Source organism: Maritimibacter alexandrii (assembly GCF_005871115.1).
GTDB classification, from domain to species: domain Bacteria; phylum Pseudomonadota; class Alphaproteobacteria; order Rhodobacterales; family Rhodobacteraceae; genus Maritimibacter; species Maritimibacter alkaliphilus.
This window is the reverse complement of record NZ_SWKQ01000002.1, coordinates 25,262-40,356: the sequence shown is the minus strand read 5'-3', so window position 1 is coordinate 40,356 and position 15,095 is coordinate 25,262. Positions and strand designations below refer to the sequence as shown.

Annotated in this window: 20 protein-coding genes; 8 read left to right on the top strand and 12 right to left on the bottom strand. The window is 57.8% G+C overall.

What is annotated here, in order from left to right; genetic code table 11:
- Nucleotides 1-270: 270 nt before the first annotated feature.
- The 3 genes from FCT00_RS00480 to FCT00_RS21635 are packed head-to-tail and all read right to left on the bottom strand — an operon-like array spanning nt 271 to nt 3,704.
- Nucleotides 271-1,416, bottom strand: a complete 1,146-nt coding sequence (locus tag FCT00_RS00480) for an aminotransferase class V-fold PLP-dependent enzyme (RefSeq protein ID WP_157903889.1) — start codon at nt 1,414-1,416, stop codon at nt 271-273.
- 2 nt (nt 1,417-1,418) lie between these two features.
- Entirely contained in the window at nt 1,419-2,420 is a 1,002-nt protein-coding gene (locus tag FCT00_RS00475) for a proline dehydrogenase family protein (protein WP_088716887.1), read from the bottom strand.
- A 3-nt stretch (nt 2,421-2,423) separates the two neighbouring features.
- Nucleotides 2,424-3,704, bottom strand: a complete 1,281-nt coding sequence (locus tag FCT00_RS21635) for a fatty acid desaturase family protein (protein WP_138421434.1) — start codon at nt 3,702-3,704, stop codon at nt 2,424-2,426.
- On the opposite strand from FCT00_RS21635, the gene FCT00_RS00465 reads away from it, so the two are divergent.
- From FCT00_RS00465 to tnpC, 3 genes are all read left to right on the top strand, one after another.
- Entirely contained in the window at nt 3,642-3,962 is a 321-nt protein-coding gene (locus FCT00_RS00465; RefSeq protein ID WP_407943646.1) for a transposase, read from the top strand. The genes FCT00_RS21635 and FCT00_RS00465 overlap by 63 nt on opposite strands.
- Nucleotides 3,959-4,306 (top strand): IS66 family insertion sequence element accessory protein TnpB, encoded by a 348-nt coding sequence (gene tnpB, locus FCT00_RS00460; protein ID WP_088238992.1) that lies wholly within the window; start codon nt 3,959-3,961, stop codon nt 4,304-4,306. Before FCT00_RS00465 ends, tnpB begins: the two co-directional genes overlap by 4 nt.
- Before the next feature lie 78 nt (nt 4,307-4,384).
- Nucleotides 4,385-5,911 carry an IS66 family transposase gene (gene tnpC, locus FCT00_RS00455; RefSeq protein ID WP_138421432.1) on the top strand — a complete coding sequence of 509 codons (1,527 nt, stop codon included), beginning with the start codon at nt 4,385-4,387 and terminating at the stop codon, nt 5,909-5,911.
- A gap of 75 nt (nt 5,912-5,986) precedes the next feature.
- Here tnpC and FCT00_RS00450 read toward each other — a convergent pair whose 3' ends face one another.
- Nucleotides 5,987-6,280, bottom strand: a complete 294-nt coding sequence (locus FCT00_RS00450; RefSeq protein WP_088716885.1) for an AzlD domain-containing protein — start codon at nt 6,278-6,280, stop codon at nt 5,987-5,989.
- Nucleotides 6,270-6,974 (bottom strand): AzlC family ABC transporter permease, encoded by a 705-nt coding sequence (locus FCT00_RS00445; RefSeq protein WP_088716901.1) that lies wholly within the window; start codon nt 6,972-6,974, stop codon nt 6,270-6,272. Before FCT00_RS00445 ends, FCT00_RS00450 begins: the two co-directional genes overlap by 11 nt.
- A gap of 102 nt (nt 6,975-7,076) precedes the next feature.
- Here FCT00_RS00445 and FCT00_RS00440 point away from each other — a divergent pair, with 102 nt between their 5' ends.
- The gene (locus FCT00_RS00440; RefSeq protein ID WP_088716884.1) at nt 7,077-7,529 is read left to right on the top strand and encodes an Lrp/AsnC family transcriptional regulator; all 453 of its coding nucleotides are present in this window, start codon (nt 7,077-7,079) and stop codon (nt 7,527-7,529) included.
- Nucleotides 7,530-7,785: 256 nt separating this feature from the next.
- Here the strand turns inward: FCT00_RS00440 and FCT00_RS00435 are convergent, their stop codons facing one another.
- The gene (locus FCT00_RS00435; protein ID WP_088716883.1) at nt 7,786-8,985 is read right to left on the bottom strand and encodes a DNA polymerase Y family protein; all 1,200 of its coding nucleotides are present in this window, start codon (nt 8,983-8,985) and stop codon (nt 7,786-7,788) included.
- A gap of 81 nt (nt 8,986-9,066) precedes the next feature.
- On the opposite strand from FCT00_RS00435, the gene FCT00_RS00430 reads away from it, so the two are divergent.
- The gene (locus FCT00_RS00430; RefSeq protein ID WP_133066463.1) at nt 9,067-9,342 is read left to right on the top strand and encodes a hypothetical protein; all 276 of its coding nucleotides are present in this window, start codon (nt 9,067-9,069) and stop codon (nt 9,340-9,342) included.
- 9 nt (nt 9,343-9,351) lie between these two features.
- The gene (locus FCT00_RS00425) at nt 9,352-10,041 is read left to right on the top strand and encodes an SOS response-associated peptidase (protein WP_088716881.1); all 690 of its coding nucleotides are present in this window, start codon (nt 9,352-9,354) and stop codon (nt 10,039-10,041) included.
- Here FCT00_RS00425 and FCT00_RS21800 read toward each other — a convergent pair.
- Nucleotides 10,030-10,137, bottom strand: a complete 108-nt coding sequence (locus tag FCT00_RS21800) for a helix-turn-helix domain-containing protein (protein ID WP_121497624.1) — start codon at nt 10,135-10,137, stop codon at nt 10,030-10,032. The two genes, FCT00_RS00425 and FCT00_RS21800, sit on opposite strands and share 12 nt — an antisense overlap.
- Nucleotides 10,138-10,366: 229 nt before the next feature.
- Between FCT00_RS21800 and FCT00_RS00415 the strand changes: the two genes are divergently transcribed.
- Complete coding sequence (locus FCT00_RS00415) at nt 10,367-10,939, top strand: biotin transporter BioY (RefSeq protein WP_088716880.1); 573 nt, start codon at nt 10,367-10,369, stop codon at nt 10,937-10,939.
- Nucleotides 10,936-11,367, top strand: a complete 432-nt coding sequence (locus tag FCT00_RS00410) for a DUF1284 domain-containing protein (RefSeq protein ID WP_088716879.1) — start codon at nt 10,936-10,938, stop codon at nt 11,365-11,367. Before FCT00_RS00415 ends, FCT00_RS00410 begins: the two co-directional genes overlap by 4 nt.
- On the opposite strand, the gene FCT00_RS00405 is transcribed toward FCT00_RS00410, so the two are convergent.
- The 5 genes from FCT00_RS00405 to FCT00_RS00385 all read right to left on the bottom strand — a co-directional run bounded on the left by FCT00_RS00405 (nt 11,364) and on the right by FCT00_RS00385 (nt 14,992).
- A complete protein-coding gene (locus FCT00_RS00405; protein ID WP_088716878.1) occupies nt 11,364-11,957 on the bottom strand; it encodes an energy-coupling factor transporter transmembrane component T family protein in 594 nt (197 codons plus the stop codon). The two genes, FCT00_RS00410 and FCT00_RS00405, sit on opposite strands and share 4 nt — an antisense overlap.
- Nucleotides 11,954-12,619 (bottom strand): energy-coupling factor ABC transporter ATP-binding protein, encoded by a 666-nt coding sequence (locus FCT00_RS00400; RefSeq protein WP_088716877.1) that lies wholly within the window; start codon nt 12,617-12,619, stop codon nt 11,954-11,956. The genes FCT00_RS00405 and FCT00_RS00400 overlap by 4 nt, the downstream gene beginning before the upstream one ends.
- A 14-nt stretch (nt 12,620-12,633) precedes the next feature.
- The gene (locus tag FCT00_RS00395; protein WP_088716876.1) at nt 12,634-13,203 is read right to left on the bottom strand and encodes a biotin transporter BioY; all 570 of its coding nucleotides are present in this window, start codon (nt 13,201-13,203) and stop codon (nt 12,634-12,636) included.
- 10 nt (nt 13,204-13,213) lie between these two features.
- Nucleotides 13,214-14,146, bottom strand: coding sequence for a phytanoyl-CoA dioxygenase family protein (locus tag FCT00_RS00390; RefSeq protein WP_088716875.1), 933 nt, complete (start codon nt 14,144-14,146; stop codon nt 13,214-13,216).
- Between the two features lie 210 nt (nt 14,147-14,356).
- Entirely contained in the window at nt 14,357-14,992 is a 636-nt protein-coding gene (locus FCT00_RS00385) for a recombinase family protein (protein WP_231017865.1), read from the bottom strand.
- Nucleotides 14,993-15,095: the final 103 nt, after the last annotated feature.

Sequence of the window (15,095 nt, the reverse complement as noted above, 5' to 3'; positions counted from 1 at the left end):
GACGCCGCTCATGGGGCTTGCGTGGGGGAACCGGCGGTTCCCGATACGGACAGGGCGCGCTCGCGCGGCCTGGCCCAAGGATGCAGGGGGCGTTCGGCTTGCCCGAATCCCCCCTGCCAGTGTGATCCCCGCGCGAGCGCGGCGATCACAGATTATCGTCCAAGGCCCAAAAAAAGGCCAGCGCGAGGCTAGCCTAGTCTGCGGGGATTTCCGCACAGGAAGTTCAATTGAACGAGGCGTCGGGGCAAACTACGTGCCTCAGGACAGTCCTCAAGCAAGCATATCCTTCAACGCCGCCACCACCAAATCTGCATGCTCGACTGTGATCTTGTTGGATGACAACCGCACTCCCTCTATATGTCCTCTGGGAAGCATATAAAGCGGGGTATGAGACCCCTTTATGCGCCAGGCAGCAATCCGGTGCTCTCTGAGGTTCCTCACCACCTCTTCGGCGGGAATCTTTTTATGACGAAACGAAAATATACCTCCACGGTTCCTACCAGGATCGATCGGTATGACCCCTTCAAGAGCGGAAACGCCTTCGCGAATTCGGAAAATGCCATCGTTTAGCCGATCCCCGCCATGCAGAGCCTCCTCGATGGCCCGTGACAAGCCGATGATGGCCCCGCAATTACGCTCCCCCATTTCGAGGAAGCGCGCATTTCCCATGTCTTTTTCGATCCGGCCATCGGCTTTGATATCAGAAAGGTGAAGATCGACAAATCCGGGAGACATCCTGGCTCTCAGCTGTGCTGAGACAAAGGCAAACCCGGTGCCCCGGGGGCCGCACAGGAATTTACGCCCGGCACCAGTGAGCACATCGCAACCGGTTGCGTGGACATCAATCTGAACCTGACCAACAGCCTGGCAGGCATCCACGATGTAGACAGCTTGGTATCCCGAGAGGATTTCACCGATGGTCGCAACAGGATTTATGATGCCACAGCAAGATGGAACATGCACGACGGACACGAGCCCAACGTCATTTCCCATGTTTGATTGCAGCCATTCTAGGTCGATTTCACCTTTATCAGTACAGGGTATCGTGATCAGTTCGAGTCCTTCCCGTTCCGAGAGATCCTTCAGATACTGAAGGTTCCCAGCGTATTCGTATTCGGTTGTAAGGATGCGGCGCGCGCCTTTAAACGAAAGTCGGCTCACGACTTCCGTCCACGCCCGGGTAGCGTTGTCGAAGATCGCGATGTCAGCCGCAACGCACCCTAAGAGGGTGCCAAGATTTTCGTAGACGCGCTCGTCAAGCTCGACGTGATGATCGAGCTCAGTGTCATAGGCCCCGACCTGCTGCTCGATTTTCAGGTATGTCGTAGTTGCGGCCAGAACCTCATCAGAAACGGGCCCCGATCCGGCCATGTTCAGATATGCGGTTGGAACGCGCGGTGAGGTGAGTGCCGTCATCTTCAGTAGTCCGCGCCGAAGACAACCCGGTCTGGGTTGTAGAAATCTGCCAGCGCCTGCAGGGCATTCGGCGGATGCTCGGCAAGCCGGTGCAAGAAATGAAGAAGCCATTCTTCCCCGTAAACGCCGGTTATGCGGCACCGATGCCCCTCGTTGTTCAGTGTGTGGAAAAGACTTGGGTTACATCCATGTAGCCCCTCCAGCTCTTCGGCCGCATCCAGGAGGCCGCGGGCATTCAACATGTCGATGATGGCAGGGTCATGCGTTGCGACAGCGAAACGAGACCCGGCCTCGGCGAGCTTCTCGATGCATTCCACATATCGAACATCCAGCTCTTTCCCGCGCGGCAGCGTCAGCGACGAGTGCTCATCATAGACACCCTTCACAAGGCGGATCTTACGCCTGGTCTTGATTAGCTTGGGCAGATCAACCTCGGTACGATGCATGTAGGCTTGGATAGTCAGACCAAGATTTTCATGCGAAGGGGCCAGCTGGTGAAAAGCATCCAGAATGGTGTCGGTCTGGGTGCTGCGCTCCATGCTAATCATAATCGTGGCACCTTGCTCGGCAGCCACCTTCGCAATGCGCGCCGTATTCGTCATCGCGAGTTCGCGGCTTATAAGCATGCCGACACTGGAAAGATCAAAGCCAAGCTGTAGCCCATCCGAAAACGGGCGCCCGCGCGCATGTAAGAGGAAGCGGATGTTTTCCTCCACAACCTGCTCGACCTGACCGCCATCGGATATCTCCTCACCAACAAACTCGACGCCGGCGAGGTATCCCTTTACTGACAAAACGTCGAACTTATCGGCGGCTTCGGACATTGACTTGCCGATGATGTATCGCGCCACCGTTTCGGTGAAAAACTGCTTGATGAATGGGTCGGCCGAGAACTTCTCACGGATTACAGGGTGAGCAGCGATTTTCCTGAGACCCTTTGCGACATCCTGATGCAAAGCATGAAGATTTTGCGATGAAGCTTGACGGAATTCTGGCTTGGTCATAAATCAGGCTCCTTGTGCCAGCGGATGTTGGAGAAGGATGCGCTGAGCAAAGCTCGGTCGATTTGGATCGCGTTCCTCGCGCGAGATTTCATCCTTGTACTTTCTGACGTAGGAGATCAGCGTCTCTTCTTCAGGATGTCTCCGCGTGAAGATGCCGCCCCACATTGCATCCCACTTCCGATAGGACGGGTCCTCAAGGAGCACTTCGTGCGCCCTCTTGAGGTTGTAGAAGGGGATCGTCGGAAAGATGTGATGCACCAAGTGGTAGCGATCATAGTGCCGGCCGAAGAGGAAATTCTCGACTGCCCAACCATGGCGGTTACGCGTCATGAGAAGGCGCTTATTCTCTGACTCCGGCAGCGGGTAGTGCTCCGCGAGTTCAGCACACCAACCGATCGCGATGTAGGTTGTAAAACACGGTACGATCCAGAAAAGTAGGAATTCGAGCCAGATGTTGAACCAGGTCACCAGTCCTAAGACGACGATCCAGGTCGCAGCAAACATGATCCGGTCGCTCGTGACCGAGATCGGCATGCGGATGACAATCTTGTCCTTCGTGAAGAGAATGCGGTCCTGATAGATATACTTGATATACTCCCAGGATCGATACCCGATCAGAGCCAGAACGAGGTTCTTCAAGATGAACCGGCTGTGGCTTTCTTTGGCCTCGTATAGGCCCAGCAGAATGTGAAAATTGTAATCTGGGTCATCTTCCGGGTCGCCGAAATGACGATGGTGAAATCCCACGTGAGAATTTCTATAGGGCGTAAACATGTGGAAGATCAGGTAAGACGTCAGAACCGTCCCGCCCAGGAAATTGAGCAGTTTGTTCTTGGCAAAGTGAAAATGCGCAGCCTCGTGAAGAATATTGGCAAAGGTGCGCTGCGCAGACCCGATGATAATGATGGCAAGCGGATAGAACCAATAGGATACTCCAACGCACAGATAAATCGACCCTGCGATGAGAGCATATTCAAACGCGAGGGTGCGGACGGCGGCGACGTTGCTGGGCTCAGAGAAATGCTTGAGCTGGCGAAGAACATCCTTGCGTATTTCAAAAGTATCTGTCCGGTGTCCCCGCTCTGACGGGGAGATAGAGTGCCTGCTAGATGTCCACCATTGATGGTGTACATCTTGAGGTGAGCGATGGCGGGCAAGAAGGGTCAGAAGAAGCGGTTCTGGTCGGATGATGAGAAGCGGTCGATCTGCGCGCAGGCGCGGGTGCCTGGGGTTTCTGTTGCGCAGGTTGCGCGTCGCTACGCGATGAACACCAATCTGATCCACAAATGGCTCCGCGATCCTGGGTTTGCGTCGGAAGGTCAGGCTGCAGAGCTGCCCGAGCCCGAGGACGCAGTGTTTCTCCCAGTTGAGGTCGCGGGCGTGACGGCAGCGCCAGCGCCGCACATTTCGCGCTCTTCTCCAACAGCTCCCGTCACGGTGCAACGGGTCGACATCGCGTTGTCAGATGGTCGGCGCATTCTGGTGGAGGGACCAACCGCGCTGTCGGCGGTGCTGACGCTGGTCGAGGGTCTGGCGCAATGATTCCAGTGCCTAGCAACACGCGGGTCTGGCTGGCCGCGGGCGTGACGGACATGCGGCGTGGCTTCAACACGCTTGCGGCGCAGGCCGAACAGGTTCTGGCCGAGGACCCGTATTCCGGTCACATGTTCGTCTTCCGTGGCCGCCGAGGCGACCTTTTGAAGATCATCTGGTGGGATAGCCAGGGGGCCTGCCTGTTTACCAAACGCTTGGAACGGGGTCGTTTTGTCTGGCCTGCAGCCAAGGAGGGCAAGGTCAGCCTGAGCCCTTCACAGCTGTCGATGCTGCTTGAGGGGATCGACTGGCGAACGCCGCAGAAGACCTGGCGACCGCTGGTTGCGGGATAGGGATAAAACCCCACAATACATGGGCTTTGGCGCTGTTTTGCATTCCCTCCCATAGGGCGGTCTGGTATGGATTGCACCATGCTGGACGCCTTCAAATCCCTGCCCAAAGATCCTGACGAGCTGCGCTCTGTCAGCGCGCAAATGCTCCAGCATATCCAATCTCAGGCCTACCAGATCGAGAAGCTGAAGGCTGAGCTTCACGGTCACCGCAAGGCGCGCTTCGGTTCGAAGTCAGAGAGCATGGATCAACTGGCTCTCGATCTGCTGGAAGACGACGAGATCGCGCAGGCTGCAGAGGATCACCACACCGAGCAGCCGCCCGGTGATGAAGGAGGCCCACCCAACAAGCGCCAGCACAGCCGCAAGCCACTGCCCGACCACCTGGATCGGCACGATGAGGTTCTGTCGCCGGGCGAGGCATGCCACGACTGCGGGGGTGCTCTGCGCCAAGTGGGCGAGGACGTGACCGAAGAGCTGGATTATATCCCCGGCCACTTCGTGGTGCGCCGGTTTATCCGACCCCGCATGGCCTGCACCTGCTGTGAAGCCTTCGCGCAGGCCCCATTGCCGTCGCGCGTGATTGAACGCGGGCGGCCCGGTCCCGGCCTCGTGTCGCACATGCTGGTCGGCAAATTTTGTGATCACCTGCCGCTTGAGCGGCAGTCCAAGATATACGCCCGCGAAGGCGTCGATCTGCATCGCTCCACGCTCAGCGACTGGGTCGGGCGCACCACAGCTCTGCTGGAACCCTTGGCGGAGCACATTGGCAAGTTGGTCCGGGCGGGGCCAGCCCTGTTTGCAGACGATACCCCCGTAAAACTGCAGGTGCGCGCGAACACAACAAAGACCAAAACCGCTCGACTCTGGAGCTACGTCCGGGACGAACGCCCGTGGTGCGGGGCAGCGCCCCCCTGCGCTTGGTATCAGTTCAGCGTCGACCGGAAGGGCGAGCACCCCGTCAATCACCTTACCGGGTATACCGGCACGGTACATGCTGATGGCTTCGCGGGCTTCAATGGTTTGTTTGGCGAGGGCAAGGCTGACGAACAGGCCTGCATGGTCCATGTGCGCCGCAAATTTGTCGATGAGGTCGAGCGCACTGGCTCCCCCATTGCCCAACAGGCGATCAAACAGATTGCGGAGCTTTACGCTGTCGAGAAGGAGGCGCGGGGAAAATCCCCGGAAGAGCGCGTCACCCTGCGGCAGGCCAAGGCCAAGCCGGTCTTTGACGCGTTGGAGATTTGGCTGCAGGCACAGCTGCGCAAGATCTCGGGCAAAACCAAACTGGCCGAAGCAATCCGCTATGCGCTGAACCGCATGCCGAAAGCGCGCCGCTATCTCAGTGACGGGCGTCTCGAACTGGACAACAATACCTGCGAGAGGACAATGCGACCCGTTGCATTGGGAAGAAAGAATTATCTGTTTATGGGGTCTGTCGGGGGCGGGAACGCCGCCGCAATCGCCTACACGCTCATGGAAACCTGCAAGCTGAACAGCGTCGATCCCGAGGCATGGCTCACATGGGTCCTCCAACGTCTACCAGATCACAAGATCAATCGCATCGACGAACTCATGCCCTGGAACTGGCAGCCCGAAAAAGCCTGAAACAGCGGCATCACCGGACGCTTACTTTCAAAATCGTGTTCGGCGTAGTCCATCATAGCCTCCGAAAGTATTTTTTTACAGTAGGTTACTGACCAAAGCGAAAGTGATGACGCCCCCGATCATGGTCAGCACGACATTGTTGGTGTAAATCGCGATCATCAGGGTGATCGCCGCAGCCAGCCATCCAACTTGAGTGATGCTGGACAGGGATGAGGCAACGAGCGCCACAATCAAGAGCCCTGGAAGCTCATCGAGCACCCAAGCGAAGCGGGACCTCTGGATCATGTTCCCCGTGACCAGGCCAAGCACGCGGATCGCATAGGTAGCGACTGCCAGCCCCCCAATCAGATACAGAATGTCATGGTTCATGGTTCTGCCTCCTGACGAAGCGCAGTAACTGCATGAAAAGCAGTCCCCCGATCGTTGCGATGACGATGGAATTCGCTGTCGCAAATCCCAATCGGGAAGCAAAAATAGCAATCGCGAACGTGACAGCCCAAGGGGCTAGGTCGGACCGGCCCCGCCACATGCCTCGGCCCATAGCAATGAACGCAGCCGTAAAGGCGAAACCCAGGCCAAGTTTCTCAAGATCCGGCACTGTGGAACCAGCGATGGCACCCATAGTCGTCGATGTCACCCAGGTCAGGATCATTACCGCCCCGGCTTCAACCAGGAAGCGTGCGCCGATAGATCGGTCTTTGTTTGCTTCGGAGACCGTTAACGCCCAGCTTTCATCACTGGTGATATGGATAGAAATGAGCTTCGCCCAAAGCGGCATCCCCTTGAGCATGTCGGCAATGGAAGCAATGATTCCGATGTAGCGCAGATTCAAAATAGCCCCTGCGAAGACTGCCCCCACGACACTTGATGTCGCAGCATACTGGTCAACTGTGACTATCTGCGCCGATCCGGCATGGACCAGCCCGCTCATGACAGGGACTGACCACCAAGGTACGCCTAACTGAACAGCTAGGAACCCGAAGGCGAACCCGTAGAGGGCGGCACCCACGGCCAGGGGGAGGATGGCAACGAAGCCAGATTTGGTGACTGCTGCGGTGTACATAAACCGCATAATTTGGTGGATTATATCAATATCATATAGCTTTTTTCCCCCAATATCGATTTTTCATTACACTTTATATGTGGCATGTGATCATACTCGATCATGGATGGTTTGGATCGAAAAATTCTTGCTCTTGTTCAAAGCGACTCACGGATCACGATCCAGGAACTCGCGGAAAGAACGGGCGCTTCCACCGCTTCTGTTCAGCGCCGACTTCGCGCCATGCGCGAGGCCGGTACCATCAAACGGGAGGTCGCATTGCTCGACCAACAGGCCCTCGGCCTTGGGATTACGGCAGTTGTCTCGGTGGATCTTGAGCGGGACAGCGTCGAACAGACGGAAACCTTCAAGCGGAAGGCCAAAAACGACCCTCACGTCACAAATTTCTATTGTATCGCAGGGGACTCGGACTTCGTCATGATCGTCGTAGCGAAAAACATTCAAGACTATGAAGCCTTTACGCAGCGGTTTTTCTTCGCTGATAAGAATGTCAGGAAATTCCGGACTTCCATCGTTGTCTCCACAGTCAAGGCCACTTTGGAGATGCCGCTTTGAATGGATAGTCACTTTCGCTGCTGCGAAAGCGACCGTTACCCGGATGGGCCGAGACTGGCCCCCTGACAGGACCATGCGCCGCGCCGCCCGGTGGCTCGGGACGAGACGGCGGGCGGCGCACCTTGGCGCAGGGACGGGCAGGGGGAAAGGCTCGGGGCGCAGGCCGCTTGCCGGCCGAAGCCTAGGGCGCGGTCCTGGGCGGGCGTGTCCTCGAGCAACCGCACGAGGTCACGAACGACCGGGATTCGTCATGAAACTACCCTTTCTCGAAGAATCCCGGATGATCCTGATGCACCCCATAGCTGACGACTCTCTGACCAAACCGGCGATTGATCCGGTCAATGGTTTCCGCCAGCTTTTCCCGCTTGTTCGCCTCACCCGGCGCCAGCGGCAGAAACAGCTCGCCCGGCCGTTCGGAAAGCGGGATGACTTCGCCCAGGTGAACGCCGATTGACAGCACATAGCCGTGACGCTCGTGGCGAAACTGCACCCATTCGGCTTCGAACAGCTTCAGGAAAATCGCGGAATCCTGACTCGGCGTCAGGGTTTTCGCGCGAGACCAACCGCGGCCTTCAGGAAGACGGATCATAAGGGAAAACCGCCGGGCGCAAAATCCGTCACGGCGCATTCGCTCGACCGCTTTTTCAGTCAGCCATCGGCCAACCGGTCGCGCGGCATCGGGCCGACGATACTGCGGAGCGAGAACCTTCGAGTTGCCGTAGCCGTTTCGCTGCGTCGGCAAGAGCGGAATCTCCATGCCCTGCAAGGCTCGAACGAAACGCTCACCTTCGACGGAGCGCCAAATCTGCCGGGCGTGGCGAGGATCGAGCGCATAGAGTTCCGCGACGCCCCAAACGGCTGCACGCTGCAACCGGGCTTTGATGCCGTGCGAAATCCCCGGCAGATCGTCAAGCGACAGATGCGCGATACGGTCGGGCATGTTTTCCGGGGCAAGCCATTGCAACCCGTCCGGTTTTTCGAGCTTGCCCGCGATCTTCGCAAGCAGGTGGTTCGGCCCGATGCCCACGGAACAGCGCAGCTCCGATCCGACCTGTTCGCGAATTGCGGCCTTCAACCGGCGGCCGAGATCGAGCGCGGCCGACAGCTCCGCTGTCTGGCCGCCGAGGGCGACCTGAAATTCATCGACGGAGCGGACGGCTTGAAGCTCTGCGATCTGGTCGATGACGCCGGCGATCTTCTGGTTCACGCGAACGTAGAGGCGGTGGCGGCTCGGGCGGAAAATGATGCCTGGGCACAACCGGCGCGCGTCGTAGACGCGCGTTCCGGTTTTGACGCCGAAGGCTTTGGCCTCATAGGACGCCGCGACACAGGCTCCCGATTCGGCGCTGATAGCGGTAATGCCGACAGGTTTACCGCGCAGCGACGGATCGGCCTGCTGCTCCACGCTGGCGAAAAAGCTATTCATATCAATGTATAGAGACCGCATCGGGGTCATGCGTCACGATCCTGCTTGTCGAGAAATGCCATATGTTCTTATTTTGTTCTCATGGTAGAACGCAAGGATCAGCTTCGGAACGTGGCCTTCGGCGGCAATTGGTCAGAAGAAATTCTGATCGTGGGCGAGCTGCGCCAGGTGCTTGCCCTTGTCGAGACGGCCGCGGCCGATTGCGCGGATCGAGATGTGGAAACAGAAGAATTTCTCGCGGCCATGCTCTATGTTCGGAAGAACATCGAGAAAGGGCCGATGCTGACAGGTGCCTTCTTCAAGGCGCTGCGGATCGAAAATCAAAGCCTGCGCCGGGCCGAGGCCCTGCGCGTGGCGAAGATGATCCGAGGATGGGCCGGACTGTAGGGGCGCGGAATGTGCAATCTCTATGCGAACATCGCCACGGCAGAAGCCATGCGTCGGCTGTTTCAGGTCTCGGCCGACCTTGATCGGCTCGGCAACGCCGAACCGAGGCCGGCGATATTCCCGAAGGGGCTGGCGCCGGTGGTGCGCCTCGATGCTGACGGAAAGCGCGAGCTGATCGAAATGCGATGGGGATTTCTTACGCCGCAGGTGTCGAAGAAAACCGGCAAGCCGATCAAGCCCGCCGCCTGGAACAATGCGCGCGACGACAAGCTGCGAAAAAGCGGTCTCTGGCGAGGCAGCTATGAGGATCGGCGTTGCCTGGTCCCAGTCACGAGCTTCAACGAGACCAAGGGCAGGCAGCCGGCGACGGATTACTGGTTTGCGCTCACCGGCGAAGATCCCGATGGACGGCCACCCTTTGCTTTCGCGGGGCTCTGGCGCGGGGAAAACCCGGAGCTGATCGAAGAGGATGAGACGGAGCTTCGGCATACCGTGGTCACGACCGAAGCGAACGAGCTGATCCGGCCTATCCACGCGAAGGGGCGAATGCCGGTCATCATCGAAGCTCCCGATTATGAGACGTGGTTGTCAGGCGATCCGGATCAAGCCGCCGCGCTGATCCGGACCTTCCCGGCTGACAGGATGCGGATCGCTCTGCAAGGTGTCGGGGAAAAGGCGGATCGCGGCTCAGACGGTTGACCGAGCCGCAAGCTGATCGTCGCGGAGTCGCGTAATGGTCTCGCGGCTGACCGCCAGCCGCTTCGCGATCTTGGAAATGGATTCGCCCGCCGCCAACGCGGCCCGCGTTTACTCTTCGGCTTTGGCCGAAAGGGCGCGAGGGTGGCCGAGACGTTTGCCCTTAACCTTCGCAGCTTCCACCCCGGCATGTGTTCGCCCCCGCGCCTTACGGCGCTCCCCCAGAGGATATTTCAGGAAAGATGATGGGCAGCCGAACCGCTTTGTCCGCTCATGCTTAAGTGGTACCGTCGGGACTATTGGTTGGAACGGGAGCAAGGGGAACTAGATGCAAATTGGAACGGGCCAAGCTTGTCCTATTATCGTTGGACGTGAGGGGGCGCTGATCTTGGTTGGCGCGGCCGTAATACTGCTCAGCATCTCGTCCCACATAGAAATTCCGATGGTACCCGTCCCTATAACGGCTCAAACCTTTATGGTATTGACTGTGGGGGCCGTTTTGGGACCGCTACTCGGCGCTGTCGGGACCGTTATATGGCTACTCTGCGGCGCTATCGGTTTGCCTGTGCTTGCGGGTGGCGCAAGCGGCATCGGTCATTTTGCGGGACCGACCGCCGGATTTCTCTTCGCGTTTCCCATTGCCGCCCTCACTGTCGGCGTCCTGGTTTCCAGACGGCAGGGCCAGGGGTTTGCCTATCGGGCATGGTGGGTATTCCTGGCAGGTATCGCAGGGCACATCATTTGTCTCGGGCTCGGCGTGCTCTGGTTGAGCACGTCGATCGGCATAGGCGCAGCGCTCGAAAATGGCTTCTTTCCTTTCATCCTGGGGGGCATCATCAAGTCGGCCGCTGTTGCCGCCGTGGTGATCGGGATTGAGCACCAGAGGGGCAAGGCATCGTGATCGAACTGCGCGCGCACCATTTGCTGTGCATGCTGACGTTTGCTGGAAAGGGCTACTCACCAGGGTTTGTAGCCAAATTTCACTCTGTTGCCAGAGCCATCAACCAGGGAACCCCGGTCAAAATCATCGCAGGCCCCGATGAACTCTGCGCGTGTGTGATCGCGGAAGACCCCGAGCCACATTGCCATAACGCGTCCGTCACGGCCCGAGATCTGACCGCTGCGCGAGATGTCGGTGACAAGCTCGGTATCGTAATCGAACCCGGTACCATTCTCAGCTTCGACAACCAAACCATTGCTTTGATGCGATCATGGTTTCGCAGCGGAATAACACGAAGGGCCTGCATTGAATGCCAGTGGCATGAACTCTGCACGCGGCTGGCAGAAGACGACTTTGCCGGCTGCGAACTGGAAGGAACGCGCGGCTAAAGCGGCGACCGTGCCTGGATCGCCTCGGCGATTTCATCCCCAGTTTTTAAAGTCCGGACGACCAATGGGACAAGGAGAGCCTTCACGCTACGATCAAGGCCCCGGGCCTTCTGCGCCATGCGCACCTCGTCCAGCGTTGCGCGCACCAGTGGGATGAATCGGAGCGCAAGGGATATGGCGAGGGCGATGTGATCGGCCGGCACCCAGGAAGGAGCATGTTTGAGCCCCGCTTGAATGCCGTCGACAAACTCGCTCGTTTTCGTCGTCATGGTGATGAGCGACGCCGCGAGGATCAAGATTCCAAAGCGCACGACAACGAAAGCAGCAAGTTCGAGCCCCGCGAGAATGATTTGCGCGATGAAAATGATGGCAAGAATCCACAAGGCAGGACGGATCGCCCGATAGGCATGTGAGAACCCGATTCCAGCCAGCCAGTAACCTATGGCGACCAGGATCGCGCCCACAGCCAAGGGCACCCATCCCGACAAAACGAATAGAAGGGTGCAGAAGAGCACGAGCGCCAGGATCTTATAGCCGGGCGATATGCGATGAAGTGGGCTATTCCCGAAGACATAGAGGTCTACGATCATGCTGATCTCGCGATATAGTCTTCGATGACGGCGTTCGGCTCGCCATCCCCAACGATACGACCTGCCTCGATGTGGATGACCCGATCAAACTCGCGCAACAAATCCAGATCGTGCGAGACGAGAACAACATGCTCCTTGAGGTCCGTAATCGCTCGCATGAGGCGCTTTTTGTTCCAGAGATCGAGCAATGTGGTCGGCTCATCGAAAACGATCATCTGAGGCTGCATGACCAGGACCCCGGCGAGCGCAACCATCTGCCGCTCTCCGCCGCTCAGTTGATGTGTGAGACGATCTTTCAGGTGTTCGATCCGGAAGCGCGCCATCACCTCGGCTATGCGTTCTTTGATCGTCGCGCTTGGCAGCTTCAGATTTTTCAGGCCGAAAGCGAGGTCTTCGTCCACGATCGGATAGACGATCTGGTTGTCTGGGTTCTGGAACACGAACCCCACCTTTCGGCGCAACTCCTTCAGCTCGGTCGATCCTTCGAAAGTAATCGTACCCGAGCTGGGCTTTTCCAGTCCATTGAAGAGCCGGGCAAATGTGCTTTTGCCCGACCCGTTCCGTCCGATGATCCCAATGCGCTTTTCGTTGAGATCTATGTTGATATCGCTCAGGATCGGCCGGTCGCCTTTCTCGACAACCACTTGCGAGAAGGAGAGCATTGCTGATGTGCCCCCTACTCGGTCGTAGCGGCCTGGCGCTTGCGGGGCGTAATGATCGGATAGGACTTCTTTACGATCACGATCACGGCAGCCGCGATAAGGCATTTGATGATGTCACCGACGAAGAACGGGAGGGAACCGACGAAGGCGGCCCAAACAGAGATTTGGGCAACGAACGCGCTCCAGGGAATACCGATCGCATAGAGCACGACAATTCCCCCCACCACCGACGCCAGGAAGGCGTTGAGGTAGTTAAGCTGATGCCAGAAGCGCTCCACGAGGAAACCGACCACGAAGGCAGTGAAGATCCAGCCAATCAGATATCCCCCCGTAGGGCCAAGGAAAACACCAAAGCCCCCACGGCCTCCCGGAAGCAGGGGAAGCCCGATCGCAACGAGCAAAAGGAACAGAATCATCGACAAGCCGCCGCGTGTGGCCCCCAACACGCCGCCGGCGAGCATGGCGCCGAGAGATTGAGCGGTGATCGGAACGCCGACAACGGGCAGGGTGATCGGCGGAAAGACCGCCAGCGCGGCCATGATGGCCGCGAAGAGTGCGATAAAGACGATATCACGCGTTTCCATGTTTGCCCCCTTAAGCCAACTCACGTCGCACGAAGCGCTTGTCCCGGTCCGTAAAATACTCGCTGTCGGTCAACAGCGAGCCGTCTGGCAGACCGATTTCCATATGGGACCGCGTGAAGGCTTTGTGACCGTATTTTTCTGCCGGATATTCCAGGTTCCGGGCGCGTTGAAGATCGTAATGCGACCCGTCCTCGACGAAGCGCATCACAAAGGCAGCTCGCTTCGGCAGTGGTCCATCCTCCAGCATTATACTGCGGTGAACAACATATTTGTTGAACACGAGAACATCGCCCGGCTCGAAGTCATCCTCGACCTGATGATATTTGAGGATTTCGGCCATGGTGGGCGAATTGAGAATGCCCGAGCGCATGGCAAAATAGTCATCCATGGTCGTCTTTTCGCCCGCCTGTTCCTTGGCTTCGAGCGTGGAAATCATGGCTGGTTCGATCTGGTCATAGATGAACTTGCCAGATACGACCCGCTCAGGCACGTAGGCCATACCACCACGTTGGCCTGACTTGTGAACGGGATGGAGTGCTGCCCATATCGTGCAGCCAAATTCATCGGCAACCTGATAGCCAAAGCTTTGAACGCCGACATGCCAGGGGAATCCTTTGCTGATGTTCTTTTCCAATTCGAAGCAGAGCTCGAAAGTCAGGAACAGGTCCTTCTGCACGAGCGCCGTCAATGCCTTGCGAAAATACGGCCGGGCGATCAGCTCATAGATATCCGTTTTTTCGGTCTCGAAATCGTATTTGAGGCGGCTGAACTCGCTTTTAAAGTTCTCCGGCGCTCGGCTCATTTCCACCTCAACCCGATTGAGCAGGGTATGCACGACGTCAGGATTGAAGAATCCGTCCAACTTTACAAACCCGTCACGTTGAAATTGCTCAACCTGCTGGGGCGTTACATGAAAGTCGTTATCAAAAGGGTGTTCCTGCATCGCTGCCTCCGCTCTAACACCATGCTCGCGTCAGACTGCACCATTTCAAAGCTGAATGCTACCGGAGGATTACACGCCCAACTACTAAGGATGTCGGGCTGAGACCCGGTTAAGGGGCGATCCAGATCAAGCCTTGGCACTTATCCGAACCTTCTCGGCCGACAGGATGCGGATCGTCCTGCAAGGTGTCGGGAAAAGGCAGATCGCGGCTCAGTCGGTTGATTGTGCCGCTAGCTGATCGTCGCGGAGTCTCGTGATGGTCGCTCGGCTGACTGCCAGCCGTTTAGCGATCTTGGAAATGGATTCGCCCGCTGCCAACGCGGCCCGCGCATCCTCTTCGGCCTTGGTCGAAAGGGCGCGGGGGCGGCCGATGCGTTTGCCTTTGGCCCGCGCGGCAGCAAGCCCGATCTGGGTTCGCTCTCGAAGCAGGTCACGCTCGAACTGAGCAACGGCGTTGATGACATTCATGGTCAATGTTCCCGATGCACTTGTAAGATCCAGCCCAGGAAATGCGAGACAGTGAACGCGAACGGGAATTTTGGCCAACTCCGCAACTGTCGATGACACGTCGATCGCATCGCGGCCGAGGCGGTCGAGCTTCGTCACAACCAGTATGTCGCCCGGTTCCAGCCGATCGACCAGCCGCGCGAACTGGGGGCGCTGTTTCGCGGGGACGCTGCCGGAAATCGTCTCCGTAAGGATTCGATATTCCGGCATCTGGAAGCCCGCCGCCTCGATCTCGTGAACCTGCGATGCGACAGACTGCTCGACGGTCGAAACCCGAACATAGGCAAAGGTTCGGGGCGGGTCGGCCTGGGCCGGTGCGAGGGGTAAAGCTGAAGGCAATGAACACGTCCCTAGAGTGACCGAAATATCTGGCCGAAAAGTAGCATGCGTTCAAAACCCGAGAAAGGTAGTTTTGGACAGGTCCAGAGGCATGTTCCATAAC